This window comes from Acinetobacter sp. 148 (assembly GCF_031196675.1).
GTDB classification, from domain to species: domain Bacteria; phylum Pseudomonadota; class Gammaproteobacteria; order Pseudomonadales; family Moraxellaceae; genus Acinetobacter; species Acinetobacter baumannii.
Map to the genome: position 1 here is coordinate 43,725 of NZ_JAVIMT010000066.1, position 17,745 is coordinate 61,469.

Below are 17,745 nucleotides of genomic sequence, written 5' to 3' on the forward strand. Positions count from 1 at the left end.
TCAAATCAAGTATATTAAGATTAACTTTTCTTCTTATATTTGATTTTGATGCCTCAAGAAAAAAAATTAACACAGCAGCAGGTTATCGCCCTAGAACGGGATCTTGCCAAGTTCGCAACCATGATGGACAGTGCAGTTCGTATTCCTTTTACAAAGCAGGGTATTGGTGCTGATGCTGCGCTGAGTACGATTCCAATTGCAGGTGATGTCGCTGGGTTCGCACTGACGTGTTATGCCATCTATAAGGCTAAACAAATAGGTGTGCCTCAGCATAAGCTCACTCCAGTGATCAAACTTGCTGTAGTCGATGCCGTAGTCGGTTTTGTTCCAGTTGCAGGGACTATTTTCGATATTTTTATACGACCAAGTCGAAAAGCATTAGATGTGGTGCATACGCATATTCGTGAAGAATATGCGATCCAAAGTGATATTCATGTCGTTCATCCGTATTTACATGAAAAGCTCGAAAAGAAGCAGCAACAGTCGGCATTCTGGCGTAACCCTGTTGTGAGTTGGTTATGGTTGCACATACCCGATTTATTAGGTGCGTTTGTACTGCTATTAATTGGCTTAGCTGTGTGGTGGGGTGCAAGTTACCTTTGGGGGCTTTATCAAACCATGTAATCAAAAAAATAAAGCCTCCATTTGGAGGCTTTATTTTTACATTAAACGTTTTATGGGCAATCTAATTGGTGTAGAGCTGCCACACGTTGTTCAATTGTAGGGTGAGTTTGGAACAATGCAGCTAAACTAAAGCCTTGTTCTTTACCTTCCGCAATTGCGAACGCTTTCATTTCTTTTGGCATTTGGTCAGGTAACTCTGTTTCAGCTTGCAAACGTAATAAAGCAGAAATCATTGCTTGTTTACCAGCTAAACGCGCACCGGCTTCATCTGCACGGTATTCACGGTAACGAGAGAACCACATCACAATGGCAGAGGCAAGAATACCGAACACGATATCTAGAACCATTGTAATGATGAAATAACCCATACCTGGGGCTTCATTGTCTTGACGACCAAAGACATTACGGTCAATAAAGTCACCTACTACACGAGCAAAGAACATAACGAAGGCGTTTACAACACCTTGGATGAGCGCCAATGTGACCATGTCACCATTTGCAACGTGGCCGATCTCGTGCGCGAGCACAGCACGTAGCTCATCTTTGTTCATACGCTCAAGTAGACCGCTTGAAACGGCAACTAAGGCATCATTTTTATTCCAGCCTGTTGCAAAGGCATTAGACTGATATGAAGGGAAGATACCAACTTCTGGCATATTAATACCAGCACGTTGAGAAAGTTCAGCGACTGTTTGCAATAACCAGCTTTCAGCTTGGTTACGAGGAGCATTTGGGTCAATCAGTTCTGTACCAGTAGTTTTCTTAGCCATCCATTTGGACATGAATAGAGAGACTAAAGAGCCCACCATACCGAACACAAAACAGATGACTAAAAGGTTGCCTAGATTTAAGCCACCCGCGCCATGGTAACTACCGACACCGAAGAGTGACAAAATAATGCCAGCTACAACCAGTACCGCGAGGTTGGTAAGCAAAAACAAACCAATCCGCATCATTGAGAAAATCCTCTTATAAATAAAATATTATCTGATTTATAAATTATAAATCACTCAGCTAATATGCGGCGCTTAGGGGAAAAATTCAAGAAAAAAATAAGGAATCAATACATTCTTTGCGATCTAAGAATGTATTTAAATTAAACAAGTTATTAGAAGGCCCCTCTGAACACGACAGTGGGAGTAATAGATCATTACAATTTTTTGACAATAGAACCCGCTAAATAAATAACCGTAAGGTATGAGGCCTTTTAAGCTTACTCAATCCGGATATGTGCAATAGCAGTTGCATTATTGGTGACATAAGTTCCCGTAGGTGCATCTGTATATGTACCATCTGGCAATGTAACGATTTGGCGTGAAGAAGAATACTTAATAGGCTGAGCAGAGACTTGCGTCGAAGTACTGTGCGGTATGGCTGGTTGGTTTATCGCTTGGGCAGAAATACTCGAATTGCTAAAAGAAGAAAGGCCTACACCAGAAGAATATAAGTTTTGGTAGCGGCTAGTGACTCGGCGAACATAATCTTGGGTTTCACGGAATGGCGGAATACCGCCATATTTATCGACGTTTCCTTCTCCTGCATTATAAGCGGCAAGGGCCATTTGCGTATTGCCGTTAAAACGTTTGAGCAACCAACTTAAATATTTAGCACCAGCGAAGATATTTTGCTGAGGATCATAAGCGTTAGATACGTTAAAACGACGAGCAGTAGCCGGCATAAGCTGCATTAAACCTTGGGCGCCAACTGGAGAGCGGGCATTTACGTTAAAGCCAGACTCGGTATGCATGACGGCTTTGATTAATCCTTCCGAAACGCCGTGCTGTTGTGCTGCCTGCTTAATAATATGGTCAAAAGCATTTTTGTTTTTGCTATAGCTTGGTAGAACCGAAGCCTCTGAAGTCCCCCAGTTGCTATAACTATGAATATTACTATCCGGGTAGTAGGTGACTTTTACTTTTTTGAGTGAATGGTCATAACTTTTACGGTTAGTCAGTAAAGTACTGCCGTTTTTGTCTTGGTAAATATACATCTGACCTGCTGAGGTCGGCGTTATACCTACCGAAAAAGTGGTCATCCCCAGTAAACAAGAAAAAAGATATTGAACCGAATTTTTCATTTTATGTTATTCACAATTTTAGGGTCTCAAAACTTGTCAAAGAGTTTATCAAAAAATATTACTTAAAGAAGTTTTGTGTAATTTTTTTTATTTTGACTCTTTGAAAAAATCAAGCAGTTTTGCTCGAATGATCATCAAAAAAAATTAAAAAAAATTTTTAAAATGATTCTATTGACTTGAATAACTATTTGAAAAATAAGGGTAAAAATCATTGGTTAAAAAATGATCAATTTAAATAAAACCCTTAACAGAAGGTCAAAACAGTTTGTCAAGTATTAAGAAATCCACAATTTTATCCACAGGTTTTGTGGAAAACTGTGGAAAAGTCCAAAAAGTAAGCATTTTGCGCAAAAAATGAACTCATCGGTCAAAATAGCGCACTGCTTTTGCATCATGCCTGAGCATTATGACGACTTCAAGAATTGAAACTATTCTTTTGATGCGATTCTCATCCGAATCATATAAAATTGCGCGGTATTTTTATTTATGGGTATATCTCGTCTATGTACGCGCCAGTTGAGTCCAACGAAGGATTTAATTTTAAGCCTGAACTTCCAACAAGCTCGGCCTATTATCGTTTGCTTAAGAAGCTTCGCCGTCAAGTTGGACATGCCATCCGTGACTTCAATATGATTGAAGATGGTGACAAGGTCATGGTGTGTGTGTCTGGTGGTAAAGACAGTTATACCTTGCTCGACATTTTGTTGCAGTTCAAACGTATTGCACCAATTAACTTTGATATTGTTGCGGTTAACCTTGACCAAAAGCAGCCGGGTTTCCCTGAAGATGTCTTACCACGTTATATGGAAGAGAATAACATTCCGTATTACATTTTGGAAAAAGACACTTACAGCATTACCAAACGTTTAACTCCTGAAGGTAAAACGTACTGTGCTGTGTGTTCACGTTTACGCCGTGGTTCGCTTTATGGCTTTGCTCAAGAAATTGGTGCAACCAAAGTTGCGCTAGGGCATCACCGTGATGACATTATTGCTACTTTCTTCTTGAACTTATTCCATGGCGGTAGCTTAAAGGCAATGCCACCTAAGCTTTTATCGTCAGATAAGAAAAATATTTTGATTCGTCCTTTGGCTTATGTTGAAGAAAAGGACATTATCAAATATGCAGAGTTACGTAAGTTCCCGATTATTCCGTGTAACCTTTGTGGTTCACAAGAGAACTTGCAACGTGCCATGATCAATGAAATGCTTCGTGAATGGGACAAACAGTATCCAAAACGTTTACACAGCATTTTTGGTGCGTTACAGAACGTTTCACCTTCACAACTTGCTGACCGTGATTTGTTCGATTTCGAAGTTCTTGACTCGCAGCGCGAATTAGACTTTAAAGATCCGGAAGAACTGAAAAAACGTTTAGATGTAGTGAACTTAAGCTTTGCTGCTGAATAAAACGAATTAATAAGTCAATTGAAGGCACTTTATAAACAAGTGCCTTTAATGTATCAAAATACTAAAAAATGAATGTTCCGTACAAAAAGTCATAGCTCAACCTTAAAATTACATGCTATAACAACGCTCAAGCAGAAGTGCTTCACACGATGTTGTCTGGATAGGCAACACTAGAGAAATTGAACAAATAAATTTGAGGAAGAATCATGCCTGCATTTTTAACTGATGATTGGTTTGCGACTGTCGAAAAATTAACTGCTGAAGCAGGTGATCTTAATTTGCCACCAGCTCTTGCGAATTTGGCAATTAATTTAGTAGTTACAGATGCTTCTGGAAATACCGAATTAGCGTTAGATGGGGGTAAAATCCAAAAAGGTTTGTCTTCAAATGCCAAAACTACATTAAACATGGATGCTGAAACTTTACGTAAAGTATTCCTAGAGTTTGATATGGCAGCTGCTATGCAGGCATTCATGACTGGTAAAATAAAAGTTCAAGGCGATATGTCTCAGTTAATGGCTTTACAAACAGCTAAACCAAGCCAAGAACAAAAAGATTTGTTCAAAAAAGTATTAGAGCAAACCGCTTAAACTGAAAAAGTATTCAAATAAAAAGCTTACCTGAGAGGTAAGCTTTTTATTTATACAAACAATGAATTTATCAACTTTTAGATGATAAAAACTAGATATTAATTCGCGTTTGTGCCGTTTTAATGTGCTCAAGATAAGCACGTATACGAGTCACATACTGAACCGCTTGTTTGTATCGACCATTGCGAGTTTTGTTACTCTGCAAATAATTATAGAGATTAACCCATTGGTTTGGGTCTTTCCCTTGGGCTTGCAAGCGCTTTTGAATCTGGTTCACCGCACCCGGTCCCATATTGTAAGCCACAAGCGCATACCAGTTGCGATCTGGGAAAGGAATATCATCATACTCACTTAACATGAGATCATAATATTTCGCACCGCCCTGTATACTCTGTGCTGGATCATTACGGTTACTTACACCCATTGCCCGAGCTGTACTATTGGTTAACATCATTAACCCACGGACACCTGTTGGTGAAACAGACTCTGGCTTTAGGTACGATTCTTGATAACCAATCGCTGCAAGCAAATGCCAGTCTAAATCGTACTGAGCAGCACTTTGTTTAAAGCTTGCTTTGTAAATCGGTATACGTGCACTTAAGTCACGTTGAATCGTAGACCAAGCTTCTGGTTTTACAACATTACGGTTATAAAAAGAAGCAAGTTGCTGAGTTAGACCATTTTGTTTGCTTTGACAAACAAAACCGCTTGCTGTTTGTGTAAGCGGGTCATCTGCTTGTTTAAACACCCAGCTTAAATTCGGATTTAATCCATTTTTTTGCAAATTTACGATATCACCACAACTTGCAGAAAAAGACATTAAACCTTTGTTCTCGATTGAACTTAAGCTTGCGGTTGTCATGGCAAGATTTGCTTTACCTTGCTGAACCCACTTAAGCGCCGTGGCATTGTCTGTCACGATTTTGAAGTCCAACTTTACATTTAAGCTTTGTGCATAGTTACGCGCTAAGTCATAACCGAAGCCGTGTAAAAACTGGTCTTCTTTAAAAACAGTCGTTGGGCTTTCTACAGCAACCACTGTTAATGTGTTTGTGTTAACTACAGTATTGTACTGTAGGGTTTTTCCTGCATTGATACTATGAAAGGGAAAAAACATAGTGCTGAGCGCAAGAACTTTCAATGGGAGAGAAGAAAATAAAGAGCTAAGGCCAAGCCTCGACCCAGAACTTGAATTACTGTGCATGTTGTCTCCGCTACAGGTAATTTATGCCCTAAAAGTCAGACAAAAAGCTGCCATAACTTCTAAAAGTTGATAAATTCAATAAGGGGTGGGCAGTCATGACGTCATTCAAAATGACATGAAATGAAAAAAGCAAACTGTGTAGAAAATCTACATAGTTTTTGAGTGGGTTAAAAAATACTCAACATTTAAGATGCGCGCATCATAATATTGAAAAAAAGTATTGTCAAATTTTGTACAATTAAATATCCGATATATCATCATAACAACATGAATTTATTAAGGAAGAAAATTTATACACTTCTGATGTGAGAAAATAGGGTATAAAATGCTACATCTTGTAACCCTTATGTTGTTAATCAGTGGTTTTTAATCATGAAATCTAACTTAATCACTCGGTCAGGCCATGACAAATTAGTTGCTGAATTAAAACAACTTTGGCATGAAGAAAGACCAGAAATTACGAAAAAAGTAAATTGGGCTGCAAGCCTCGGTGACCGTAGTGAGAATGCAGATTATCAATATAACAAGCAGCTCCTTAGAAAAATTGATCGACGAGTACGCTACTTAGGAAAGCGTTTAGAAGAGTTAAAAATTGTTGATTACTCACCTGAGCAAGAAGGCAAAGTTTACTTTGGTGCTTGGGTCGACATTGAAAATGAAGAAGGGGAGCAAAAAACTTTACGAATTGTCGGGGTAGATGAAATTTATGATCACCATCCTCAGCATATTTCAATTGAGTCACCTATGGCACGTGCACTCTTGAGTAAAGAAGTCGATGATGAAGTAGAAGTACACACGCCTCTGGGCAAAAAGCTGTGGTATATCAATGCAATTCGCTATGAAAAACCTAAAAATGATGAAATTTAGATAGATTTGTTTTTATTTTGAGCGTTTGAATTAAAAATTAAATAAAAGATTTGCCAACTTGCATTTTTGTTTATATTATAGCGCTCGTTGGAAGCGTGGCAGAGCGGTTTAATGCACCGGTCTTGAAAACCGACGAGGGTGTGAGTCCTCCGTGAGTTCGAATCTCACCGCTTCCGCCAAAATTCTTAAAAAGCCCTTGTTAATGACAAGGGCTTTTTTTTATGCATATAAATTACTAAAAACGATCGTGTTCCCTTCTACATATTTCTAAGTATGGTCTCTCCCGTTCGAGGGTTCGTCAAAGTGACATTTTCTAGCGCCTGAATATACCAAGAATGATTCTTCTGGGTGAGCACAGTAAGAATGAGAGTATCAATCTGATGAGGCCCTTGAGGATGAGCTACGCCTGCAGTGAGGCGGCTCCAAAAATGTGAAATACATATATCCTCACTCATAGGTATGAGGTCTATCAGCTCATTCTCTAGTGTTGAATCACGATAAATGGTTTCATGAATAGGTTGATGCAGTGCAATAATTTCATCAACTCCTTTAACGTAGTGACCGAAACGGTTAACGAAAGTCGCCTCTTTATCAAAAAGAGCAGCAAAGGCCTGCATATCATGCTTATTCCAAGCGGTTTGAAATGCTAAAGGTATTTCTTTCGGGTTCATTATGTGTTGACTCATATCAGCACCACTGTTTAATTCTTTAAGTCCATTTTCAAATATTATAAATAAAGATACTTCGTCACGCTTAAATGAAACAGGTGATCTTAGCTCGCCTTCTAAGAGTATCTTCGTTTTAACCCACACAACTCACCACACCAAATAGGGTCGGTTGAGTTATGAGGAAAATAGATAAACAACTGCTCGCTCAATCCGTTTAATGGAGTTAAGTTTTTATAAAATCCAGATAAAGATATAAGTTAAATAGAATTGATGCATACAATTTTAATATAATGTTAATAATCAACCATTATGTATAAATTTAAATACACTCTTTTATTTTTTAAGAACTCTTTTAATAATTCAGAACTAAACAATTAAGTTTAAAATATGAAGAATTTGTATACAGGATAGCTTTTATTAGTTTAATTAAAATGAGAACTATATAAATCTTGTGAATTCTAGCTTTTTACTTCATTAATTTTGTACTTTTTTATCTTAAAGATAATCATAAAATCAGAATAATAATATTAAATATTTGATTTTTATTTATAAATTAAAATTAACAGCTAAGGTTCTTACTCTGTTGAATAAACATCAAAACTAAAAAATTTAATCTTGCTTTAAGTTCTCTTAATTAATTTATGGCCTATCTAGATTTCGTTAATGGGTCAGAAAAATAAATTATGACTTCATTTAAGCCAAATCAGAAAATTAAGAGAGTATAAAAATGAACCAGTTTGTAACGAACACGAAAAATGTAATTCGTGGAAAGTATCATCCGGAATTTTTGCAGAATGAAGTCTTAGCCGATATTTTTGCTCATACTGCACAAACTCTTCCTGATAAAACGGCTTTAATTGAAGCAGATAAAACGCTGAGTTATGGTGAGCTGTATCAGCAAGCCTTAATTATGGCTCAACATCTGGCTTTAAAAGGGGTAAAGCTAGGTCATATTGTAGGGCTATGGTTGCCGCGTGGTATTGAGCTTTTAAAAGCTCAACTGGCCATTTGTTTAAGCGGTGCAGCTTGGCTTCCTTTTGATATGGATACGCCCGCGGACCGTATTGCGGTATGTCTTGAAGATGCCGAAGCGGTAGGAATGATTACTACAGATGAATGGTATGAACATTTAGCTGAAGTGCCGCAAACAAAATGGACCAACACCGAGCTGCAAAAACCATTAAGCGAAAGTGTAAGTTTAGCGAAAACCACTCCAGATCAACCTGCCTATATTATTTATACCTCGGGTTCGACAGGTAAACCCAAAGGAATTGTGATTACTCAAAAAAATATTTGTCACTTTTTACGTAGTGAAAATAGTATTTTGGGTATTCAAGAGCAAGACAAGGTCTATCAAGGCTTTTCAGTCGCTTTTGATATGTCGTTTGAAGAGATTTGGCTTTCTTATTTGGTAGGTGCAACGTTGTGGATTGCACCGAAGTCACTTGTCAGTGATCCTGAGCGGTTATGCCAAACCTTAAAGCAGGAACAAATTACAGTACTGCATGCTGTTCCAACGTTACTTGCCTTATTTCCTGAAGACGTACCTAATTTAAGAATTATTAATTTAGGTGGGGAAATGTGTCCGGATTCACTGGTTGACCGTTGGGCATTACCTCATCATCAAATGTTTAACACCTATGGACCAACCGAAACCACGGTTTCTGCAAGTCTTGAGTTATTAGAACGCGGCAAACCTGTCACGATTGGCAAACCCTTACCAAACTACGGTATGTTGGTCATTAACTCTGAAAGAGAGCTGCTCGAGCAAGGTGAAACAGGGGAGTTATGTATTTTCGGTCCAAGTGTGGCACAAGGCTATTTAGGACGACCTGATTTAACCGCAGATAAGTTTATTGAGAACCCTTGGGCAATGAGTATAGAGGAAGAATTACTCTACCGTACTGGGGATTTGGCTAAAATTGATGAGTTTGGTCAAGTACACTGCTTAGGTCGTGCCGATGACCAAGTTAAAATCCGTGGTTTCCGTGTAGAGCTTGGCGAGATCGAAGCTGCGCTTTGCGATATTGACGGAATTGGTACGGCAGCCGTTATTCTTCGTCCTGAAGACGGCATTGATCAACTTATTGCGTTTATTGCACCAGAAATTGATGCAAAGCAAGCTATAGAAATTAAAGAACTACGCCATAACTTGAGTCAGCGATTACCGCCTTATATGGTGCCAAATCGTTTTGAGATTATTGAAGAAGTTCCACGTCTATTATCTGGGAAAATTGACCGTAAAGCTTTAAAAGCAAGACCGCTCACAAGTGTGGTAGACCGCAGTGAATCTGACCAGCCACAGAACCCGGCCGAAGAAATCCTATTTGAAATTTTGAATCGCTTGTTCCCGAACATGCCGATTAAACTCGATTCCGATTTCTTTGATGATTTAGGCGGGCATTCACTACTCGCCGCTGTTTTAATTTCAAATCTGCGTGAGCATGCGGAATATAGCCATCTGACCATTCAAAACTTATATCAAGCGAGAAGAGTAGGCGCGATTGCTGCACTCATGTTAGAGCAGCCTGAACCTACTTTATTTGATAGCCAAATTGGACAAGATAACCCTCGTAATCAGACCTATAAATGGTTATGTGGTATTGCACAGCTCGTAACTATTCCGGTTTTAATCTCGATTAATATTTTGCAGTGGTTAGCGCCATTCTTTACCTATCACTACTTTACCGGTGGAACTCGCGACAGTATCCCGTATGCGATTGCGTTGTCTTTATTGGTGTATGTCAGTGTCATTATGAGCAGTTTTGTACTGTCGATTACGGTAAAACGACTATTAATGTTAGGAATTGGCGCAGGGCGTTATCCATTATGGGGATTAACCTATTTCCGTTGGTGGCTAGCAGACCGTATTAGTAATATTTCACCTGTTTATCTTTTATCTGGTTCGACTTTACTTAACTTATATTTGAAAGCACTTGGCGCAAAAATCGGCCACGACGTTACCATTAGTTCCGTACATATTCGTATGCCATCTTTACTGACTATTGAAGATGGCGTGAGTATCGGTTCTCAGGTGAATTTAGAAAATGCCAAAGTTGAACATGGCCACTTGGTATTAGGTTCAATTCACCTTAAACAAGACAGTTATGTAGGTTCGTATGCTGTATTAGAAGAAAATACAGTGTTAGAAAAACAGGCCCATGTAAATGCCTTAACTTCAATTGAATATGACACGGTTGTACCTGAGGGCGAAATTTGGGATGGAACACCTGCTCAGAAAATAGGGCATATAGATGAGCAAGCTAAATTGCCAGAGCGTCCTAAACTATCGTTTATACGTAAAATTGCTGAATATGGATACTATGGCGTTAGCGCATTAATTATTGCCTGTCTTTTCTTTATTCCAATTTTTCCAAGCTTCCTTTTGGTCGACTGGTTAGATGTAAATGTATTTAATATTAACCCGAACAACCATTTGCAAATCGCGCTTTACTATTTCATTTTAGCGATTCCGGCTAGTGCAATGATGATGATGATTACTGCGGTGATTTCTTCAGGTTTACGTAAAATTGCATTGCCGCGTCTTGAAACCGGAACCTATGCGGTTCATGGCAGCACGTATTATCGTAAATGGTTTGCGGCCCAAATTTTAGAAACCAGCTTACAAACCTTACATGGCTTGTTTGCCACCATTTATGCGCCTACATGGTTCCGTATGCTGGGAGCAAAAGTGGGTAAAAATACCGAAATTTCTACCGCAACTGGTGTCATTCCAGAAATGCTGACTTTGGGTGAAGAGAGCTTTATTGCCGATGCGGTAATGCTGGGTGATGAAGAGATTAAAGGCGGTTGGATGTCTTTAAAAGCAACCAAAATCGGTAACCGTAGTTTTGTGGGAAATAGTGCTTATATTGCTGATGGGACAGTGTTACCAGACAATGTTTTAATTGGCGTGCAATCAAAAACACCAGATAACCGTGAAATGTATGATGGACAAACTTGGTTTGGTTCTCCGGCGTTGCTGTTACCTGCACGTGAAGCTGCTGAAAAATATCCTGACCATTTAACCTTTAAACCAAGTATTAAGCGCCGTTTAATGCGCGGTTTTATTGAAGGGCTTCGTATTGTATTGCCGGCCGCACTTGCGATTGGGGTGGGTTATATGATCGTACTAGACGTTATTGATGTGATTAATAACTACAATATTGAGACAGGACTGGTTGCATTAACGCTCGCAGGGCTGCTTTATGGTGTTGGCTGTTTCCTTATTGTTGCGCTATTAAAGTGGATTTTGATTGGTCGCTATCAACCGCGTTCGGCACCTATGTGGACCATGTTTGTATGGTTAAGTGAAGGGATTACCAGCTTATATGAATCAGTTGCGATTCCTAACTTCTTAAACTACTTAAGAGGAACACCAATGTTGCCATTCTTCTTGCGTATTTTAGGGGTTCGTATTGGTAAAGACGTTTATATGGATACGGCTGATATTACCGAGTTTGACTGTGTCAGCATTGGTGACCGTGCCGAGTTTAATAGCTTTTCAGGCCCGCAAACTCACTTGTTTGAAGACCGTATTATGAAAATTGGGCAAGTGAACGTGGGGCATGATGTAGTGGTCAATGCGCGCAGTATTATTTTGTATAACGCAAACGTGAGCAATCATGCAGTGTTAGGTCCATTAACACTGGTCATGAAAGGTGAAAATATTCCGGCTAAATCTGCGTGGATTGGTTCACCGGCTGTGCCTTGGGTTCATAAATAATAAATTGTTGAATTGAAAAAAAGCCTCTATAAATAGAGGCTTTTTACTATGTGTGGTAAGCGAACTTATTTATTCAGTTGCCGTAAAAGCGTCATGGTAAGTAACTTCACCTGAGGGAATATGGTTAATGAAGCTTAGAGCTTGAAAGTATTCATTAGGCACATCAGGTAAATTTAAATCAGGGTAAGATTTAAAACCAAATCGACTGTAATAATTTGGATCACCTAATAGAACGCAACCTTTTCCGCCTAATTCTTTTAACTTTTGAAGAGCTGCATTCATTAAAAGAGAACCAATGCCAATTCCTTGTTTCTTTGGACATACAGAAATAGGGCCTAGGCCATACCAACCAGTGTCACCTGACGTAATTGTAACTGGTGAAATAGCCACATGACCTACAATTAAGTCATCTTCTATAGCAACCAAAGAAATTGTAAGTTGCTTATGTTTACGAAGGCTATTTACAATAAATTGTTCAGTGTGGCTAGAATGCTCTTCATTTAAGAACGCGGCTTTCGTCAACGCTTCGATATTTTTAATATCTTCGGGTTGTTCATCTCGAATTGTAATATTCATATTTTTCTTTCTCTTAATAAATAGCAACTTATATCAACGATTGTCTAGTTGAGGGCGGACCGTCTGGAGTCCTAACAATGTAATTTGATAAGGTTGGCTATTTTTAGACTTGATTAAACGTTTTGCTTTTAGCTTTTTAAATACCTCTAAAGAACAATCAGATAGCACGAAACCTTCTCGTGTGTAGCATTCAACGAAATAGACTGTGCCTGATGCGTCACGTTGGTATTTAATATGTCCGCCTTTAGCAAGGACATGGAGAGTTCGTTGTTCGAACTTTGAAAGATTCATGTTGGAGCCTTGATAATAATCAAACGTGCAAATAGAGGTGATCAGAAATATGACCACAGAAAAATTGCGACATTGATAATCAACTCAATAATAGAAATTGAGAGTGATTATCAGATGATTACTATCTCCAACAAATGAACCTCTTTGAGAAGGGGGATACATTTATTCAAAGGATATATTAACTGTATATATCACTTAATAACAAATGTTTTTTATATTCATAGACCTTTCATTTATATAAAATCAGGCAACAAAAAATTATGTATGAGTTTTAGTAAATGAAAAAAACAATTTTTAGCCTAATTTTCGCTACCTGTGCAGCTTTTTCAAATAGTATTCAAGCAGAAGAAGTTTATTATCAACAAGAAGATATCGCTTATGCTTTTGAACTAGATTCAATCGAATTTTATTTACCAAGTAAAAGTAAATTTAAAATTACTGCTACCAGAAAACTAGTTGGCGTACCTGAAACAAAATTTTATACAGGTGATTTTGATAAAGATAATATCGCACAATTCCATATGGCTTTTGACTGTTCACATAAGACGATACAGATTTTAGACTTTATGATTGGTGATAAAAATAATGGTGAACTTAAGTACAAGAGCGATAAAAAGAGTGAAGTAATGAAAGCCACGCGTGATAATGATTTAGCTATGCTTAATTTAGTGTGTGAAAATGCTAAGGCTATAAAATAGTGTCTGTGCATCATAAGGCTTGTTTTTAATACTCTTATATACAATTTTCTTGGCGACCCACCTTTGAAAAAATGAAATTAAAGATTTAACAATTATGATACCTGTACAGACATTCTCGGTTTTTGCAATTTTTTTGTTGTTTATTGCTCCATTGATTGGTGTTGTACTAACGCTAGGTTTATTAGTGAAAGCACTATTCTTTTGGCGAAATAAGGCTCAAAAGCCTGTGAGGTTTTTCTCTCAAAAAACATTATTCATTACGCTAGTGGCATTAATATGTGACCTGTGGGCAGGTTATTTATTTTATATGACTGAATCGGTAAAGTATGAGATTGCTCTTAAGCAGCATTACAAGGAACGTCGCAGTCATTTCGTTTTATCTCAAGATGCACAATATGGCGAACTGTTGATTCCCAAAGGGAGTTTAATTAGTCGTTACGATGCTTTTGACAACGGCGAGCCACAAGTACCCTTTAGCTTACGTGGATTAGAGGCTGTACGTTTTCCTCATCCTGTACAGGTTGCAGGAATGTGGGTAACTGCGATGGAGCCTCCTCGAATGGAATTGGCATGGGATCAGCATGTAGGTCCAGTTATGCGCTTTGATCCTAAGGAAGAAAATGGCTATGGTAAATGGGTTTACGATACGAAACGTCCTACCATCGCTTGTTCTCGTGGAGACATCGTGCTACTTGAAATTCCACTCATTGATTATGATATTCAAAAAGAATTTGGTAAACCTGAGCCTGATGGAGCGAATGCACGTTTTCGCCCGAGTGAGTGGGGTGTTCAAGAATGCGAAAAAGGTCAGGAGCCAATTAAAGTTAGCCCTGCGTATACTGGGACTGCACCAAAGAAACCTTGGTTTCAACTATTAGACTGACAATATCCCATGTTAAAAAATCTTTATTTAGCCTAATCATTACTGTTGTAGTCTTGTTCTCAATTTTATTTTTAGAATTTAATAGAGTTAATGATTATTTAATTTTTGGTTATCAAAGGTGAAAATATTCTGGCTAAATCTGCTTGGTTTGGTTTACCGGCTGTGTCTTGGGTTCATAAATAAGTAAGTGATGAATAAAAAAAGCCCCTGTAGAACAGGGCTTTTTTTATATCTAAGTTTTTAATCTGCTTAAATATAGATATATTTGCAAGGTTACAATTAAATTAATGTATATATAAAGTTGTAAATAAATTTATTTTTATAAATAAAAAGCATCCTTTATATTAAAGAAGAATATATTATAAATATATTACTGGGTAATTACCCAATCAATAATTTTTTCTTTATATTGGTTAAGAATTTTACTATTCAAGATAGGTTCATTATTAAAGATGCTTGTTAATGTTGAGATAATAATATCACCATCAATAATGTCTCCAATTAATTTTACTATTTTTTCAATTAAAATAGAGTTATCAATTTTTATATCAAGACAACCCTCTAAATCTTTAGTTAAAGAGTGAGCTATTTCATTTCTTGATTTTCTAGCTTTGTGTAGTTTTGTAGATAACTGTTCCGGTAAACCTAAATTTTGAATGCTTTTATCAAGTGAAAGGTATCTAGATGTTATTTGCTTAATTAATAGATCAAAATCTTCATCGGTTCTTATTGCCTTGATTTCGTTTTCTGTATCTAGTTTAACAAGATATTTCTCTAGAGTGCGTAGTTTTACCTCTTCCTTTAGCTTTATTGCTTGAGACAGTCTTACACACATAGAGTCGAACCTAGTTGCTATAACTAAACAGCGACCAAACACTCCATGTAAGTAATCCGAATTTTCAGTTCTTTCAAAGTCGTCAAAAAAGATTTCTGGTGACATATTTAGCCTATATGAAAATTTAAACTTTTTAAAATTATCATAATACGTCTTATAAAAATTGTTTTTTAGATTGAAAAATAGCCTATCATTAATAGGCTATTTTATTTTTGGAGCTTCATTCATATATTGGTTGTTTAAATTAATAAAATCTATAAATAAAACCTGTTTTAAGAGTTTAATGTAGGAAAATATTAAAAAATTATCCTGTAGTATTTTCAGATCGAATCGAGTTTTCTTGCTCTTTTTTTGATGGAATTTTATCAATTAGATTGGTAAAAATAGTTGTCATATTTGATGATAAGTCCACTTCATCTCCTTTGCTTGAATACTTTCCATCACTTGTTTGATTAAAGTAACTTGGTATTAGTCCTTTTCTAATCTCTTTCTGCTCATCAGGGGTCATGCGGGCCATAAATGGCTCTAGGGCAGCAAGTTGTAGAAAGGTCCTGTGATTTTCTTGATAACATTCATAATGTTTAGACGCTTGTTTAGACAAATATAAAGCGAGTACAAAAAACATTAAAGAAATAGATAATCGCGAAATTAATAATAAATAATTTGTCTCAGCAATTTTTCCACTAGGTATCTGCGACTGTTCCCAGAAGGCAAAAGCAAAAATTCCAATTGTTGATATAATAGCTAGAATAATAGAAATAGAAGTATATAATCTATAATCTTTATATTCTTTTTTTTCTTCATTTCCTTTTTTTTCATAGTTTTTAGTTAATTCGTATATACCAGCTTTTTCTACTAGATTTTTAAAATCTGAGTGTGCGATTTCAATTGCATGAGATTTTGCTTTTACATTTGTAATGATAGAGTCAATTTGATCAGCTATTTGAGATTTTGTTTCTTCTAATTCTAGCTTAATTTTTTGGGTTTCATTGCCTATTATTTTTGAGTATTCTAATTCAATAATTTGGGTTCTTTCATTTAAATTAGCTAAGCTTTTTAGTGCTGAATCAACACCATCATTAAGTAAATTATGGCTTTTAATAATTTTATCATTATCTAATTTTAAAATTTTAAATTGGTTTTCATATTTTTTTGTCAAATTACTTATTTCATTTTCAAAACGCTTTAAAATTAATGTAGTTTCTTCTTTGAATCTTGTTTGATAGTCTATATCAAATCTATCTTTTTCAATTTTAATTTCTTCATTTAATGAATTTTTAATACTATTAAGAGTTTTGAAGTTTTTATCTAGATTTTTAATTATTTCTTCATTTACTGTTTTTAATCTCTCAATAGTTTGGACAACAAAAGATTCAAGTGGTCTTAATATTATATTTCCTCCATCTTTTGATTTTAATTCAGGAGAAAGTCCTTTGCAAAGTTCTTTAAATTTTTCTATTAGAATTTCTGTGTCTTTAATTAAATCAAATGAATAATTAATTTCTTTGTTATAATTTTCTAAGATAATATCTCTAGGAAGAGTAGATGTATATTCTAAGAATAGATTTTCTATACTATATGTTAAACCTCTAATTTTATTACTAACACTATTTATTATTGTTTTTTGTTCAAGTAGATTGTTCTTAGAGTTTTTATGGGTATCTGTAAGCTCTAGGTGCTCATCTATTTGATCTTCTAACTCATTATAAAAAAAAGTATAGATTTTTTTATTATTCAAATTAATATTTCTAATTTCCCCTAAATTTTGAATAAAATCATTTTTATTAGATTCAGCATTCATTAAATTTCTTACCCCAAATTTTTTCATAAAATAGAATGTACTTATATTGTCATAATGATGAACTATCATCAAGTTACAATAAAATGAATAGGGTTGTGGATTCTTAAAATCTCTAATGAAGAAATCCTAAATTTTTAAAGAAAACATTTACAGTTATAGATGCAGCAAAGATGAGTTGATAAGGATTTATTATTTCTACTACTAGTAAACACTGGAAATATCAATTATTAACTCCCTTTATAAACCCCCATTTAACAATAACTCACCCATTATTTATCCTTACTTTTTAATGATCTAAATTAAAACAAATGTCATTTTGTGTGCTTGACTGCAAAAGGGCAGAGCACTATTCTTTGCCTGCTGGCCACATTGCCAGCCGGTTTTAGCAGACCGTGTATTATCTCCCGCATCAGAGCTTTTCCTTCTGAGGAATAGTCTTGTGTGGTGAACTACTCGTCCCTTTCCCGTAGCGGTAGAATGATCTGCCCCCATAAAG

The 17,745-nt window shown here is 36.4% G+C and carries 15 protein-coding genes and 1 tRNA gene; 8 read left to right on the forward strand and 8 right to left on the reverse strand.

The window, feature by feature from the left end:
* Positions 1–48: 48 nt before the first annotated feature.
* The gene (locus RFX69_RS11940; protein ID WP_001135457.1) at positions 49–624 is read left to right on the forward strand and encodes a DUF4112 domain-containing protein; all 576 of its coding nucleotides are present in this window, start codon (positions 49–51) and stop codon (positions 622–624) included.
* Positions 625–674: 50 nt separating this feature from the next.
* On the opposite strand, the gene htpX is transcribed toward RFX69_RS11940, so the two are convergent.
* Together htpX and RFX69_RS11950 are read right to left on the reverse strand one after the other, a co-directional pair.
* Entirely contained in the window at positions 675–1,580 is a 906-nt protein-coding gene (gene htpX, locus RFX69_RS11945; RefSeq protein ID WP_000984535.1) for a protease HtpX, read from the reverse strand.
* 257 nt (positions 1,581–1,837) lie between these two features.
* The gene (locus RFX69_RS11950; protein WP_000798650.1) at positions 1,838–2,701 is read right to left on the reverse strand and encodes a lytic transglycosylase domain-containing protein; all 864 of its coding nucleotides are present in this window, start codon (positions 2,699–2,701) and stop codon (positions 1,838–1,840) included.
* A 503-nt stretch (positions 2,702–3,204) separates the two neighbouring features.
* Here RFX69_RS11950 and ttcA point away from each other — a divergent pair.
* Both ttcA and RFX69_RS11960 read left to right on the forward strand, forming a co-directional pair.
* Positions 3,205–4,110 carry a tRNA 2-thiocytidine(32) synthetase TtcA gene (gene ttcA, locus RFX69_RS11955; RefSeq protein ID WP_000271249.1) on the forward strand — a complete coding sequence of 302 codons (906 nt, stop codon included), beginning with the start codon at positions 3,205–3,207 and terminating at the stop codon, positions 4,108–4,110.
* Between the two features lie 206 nt (positions 4,111–4,316).
* Positions 4,317–4,700 carry an SCP2 sterol-binding domain-containing protein gene (locus RFX69_RS11960; protein WP_001110719.1) on the forward strand — a complete coding sequence of 128 codons (384 nt, stop codon included), beginning with the start codon at positions 4,317–4,319 and terminating at the stop codon, positions 4,698–4,700.
* Positions 4,701–4,791: 91 nt separating this feature from the next.
* Here RFX69_RS11960 and RFX69_RS11965 read toward each other — a convergent pair whose 3' ends face one another.
* Positions 4,792–5,904, reverse strand: coding sequence for a transglycosylase SLT domain-containing protein (locus tag RFX69_RS11965; RefSeq protein ID WP_001984613.1), 1,113 nt, complete (start codon positions 5,902–5,904; stop codon positions 4,792–4,794).
* 372 nt (positions 5,905–6,276) lie between these two features.
* Between RFX69_RS11965 and greB the strand changes: the two genes are divergently transcribed.
* Positions 6,277–6,771, forward strand: coding sequence for a transcription elongation factor GreB (greB, locus tag RFX69_RS11970; protein ID WP_000841361.1), 495 nt, complete (start codon positions 6,277–6,279; stop codon positions 6,769–6,771).
* 89 nt (positions 6,772–6,860) lie between these two features.
* Positions 6,861–6,950, forward strand: a tRNA-Ser gene (locus RFX69_RS11975).
* 78 nt (positions 6,951–7,028) lie between these two features.
* Here the strand turns inward: RFX69_RS11975 and RFX69_RS11980 are convergent.
* The gene (locus RFX69_RS11980; RefSeq protein ID WP_289332674.1) at positions 7,029–7,583 is read right to left on the reverse strand and encodes an SgcJ/EcaC family oxidoreductase; all 555 of its coding nucleotides are present in this window, start codon (positions 7,581–7,583) and stop codon (positions 7,029–7,031) included.
* A 583-nt stretch (positions 7,584–8,166) separates the two neighbouring features.
* On the opposite strand from RFX69_RS11980, the gene posA reads away from it, so the two are divergent.
* Positions 8,167–12,165 carry a delta-poly-L-ornithine synthetase PosA gene (posA, locus tag RFX69_RS11985; RefSeq protein ID WP_289332675.1) on the forward strand — a complete coding sequence of 1,333 codons (3,999 nt, stop codon included), beginning with the start codon at positions 8,167–8,169 and terminating at the stop codon, positions 12,163–12,165.
* Between the two features lie 69 nt (positions 12,166–12,234).
* On the opposite strand, the gene RFX69_RS11990 is transcribed toward posA, so the two are convergent.
* Complete coding sequence (locus tag RFX69_RS11990) at positions 12,235–12,741, reverse strand: GNAT family N-acetyltransferase (protein ID WP_001027817.1); 507 nt, start codon at positions 12,739–12,741, stop codon at positions 12,235–12,237.
* Between the two features lie 33 nt (positions 12,742–12,774).
* Entirely contained in the window at positions 12,775–13,032 is a 258-nt protein-coding gene (locus RFX69_RS11995; protein ID WP_029423986.1) for a YjhX family toxin, read from the reverse strand.
* A gap of 278 nt (positions 13,033–13,310) precedes the next feature.
* Here RFX69_RS11995 and RFX69_RS12000 point away from each other — a divergent pair, with 278 nt between their 5' ends.
* Together RFX69_RS12000 and RFX69_RS12005 are read left to right on the forward strand one after the other, a co-directional pair.
* On the forward strand, positions 13,311–13,730 hold the full coding sequence (locus RFX69_RS12000; RefSeq protein WP_000750920.1) for a hypothetical protein: 420 nt from the start codon (positions 13,311–13,313) through the stop codon (positions 13,728–13,730).
* 136 nt (positions 13,731–13,866) lie between these two features.
* Positions 13,867–14,613, forward strand: coding sequence for a hypothetical protein (locus RFX69_RS12005; RefSeq protein WP_109850703.1), 747 nt, complete (start codon positions 13,867–13,869; stop codon positions 14,611–14,613).
* Between the two features lie 370 nt (positions 14,614–14,983).
* On the opposite strand, the gene RFX69_RS12010 is transcribed toward RFX69_RS12005, so the two are convergent.
* Positions 14,984–15,553: a hypothetical protein gene (locus tag RFX69_RS12010; protein WP_005128076.1), complete on the reverse strand. Its 570-nt coding sequence runs from the start codon at positions 15,551–15,553 to the stop codon at positions 14,984–14,986.
* 199 nt (positions 15,554–15,752) lie between these two features.
* On the reverse strand, positions 15,753–17,249 hold the full coding sequence (locus RFX69_RS12015; protein ID WP_030423684.1) for a hypothetical protein: 1,497 nt from the start codon (positions 17,247–17,249) through the stop codon (positions 15,753–15,755).
* Between the last annotated feature and the right edge of the window lie 496 nt (positions 17,250–17,745).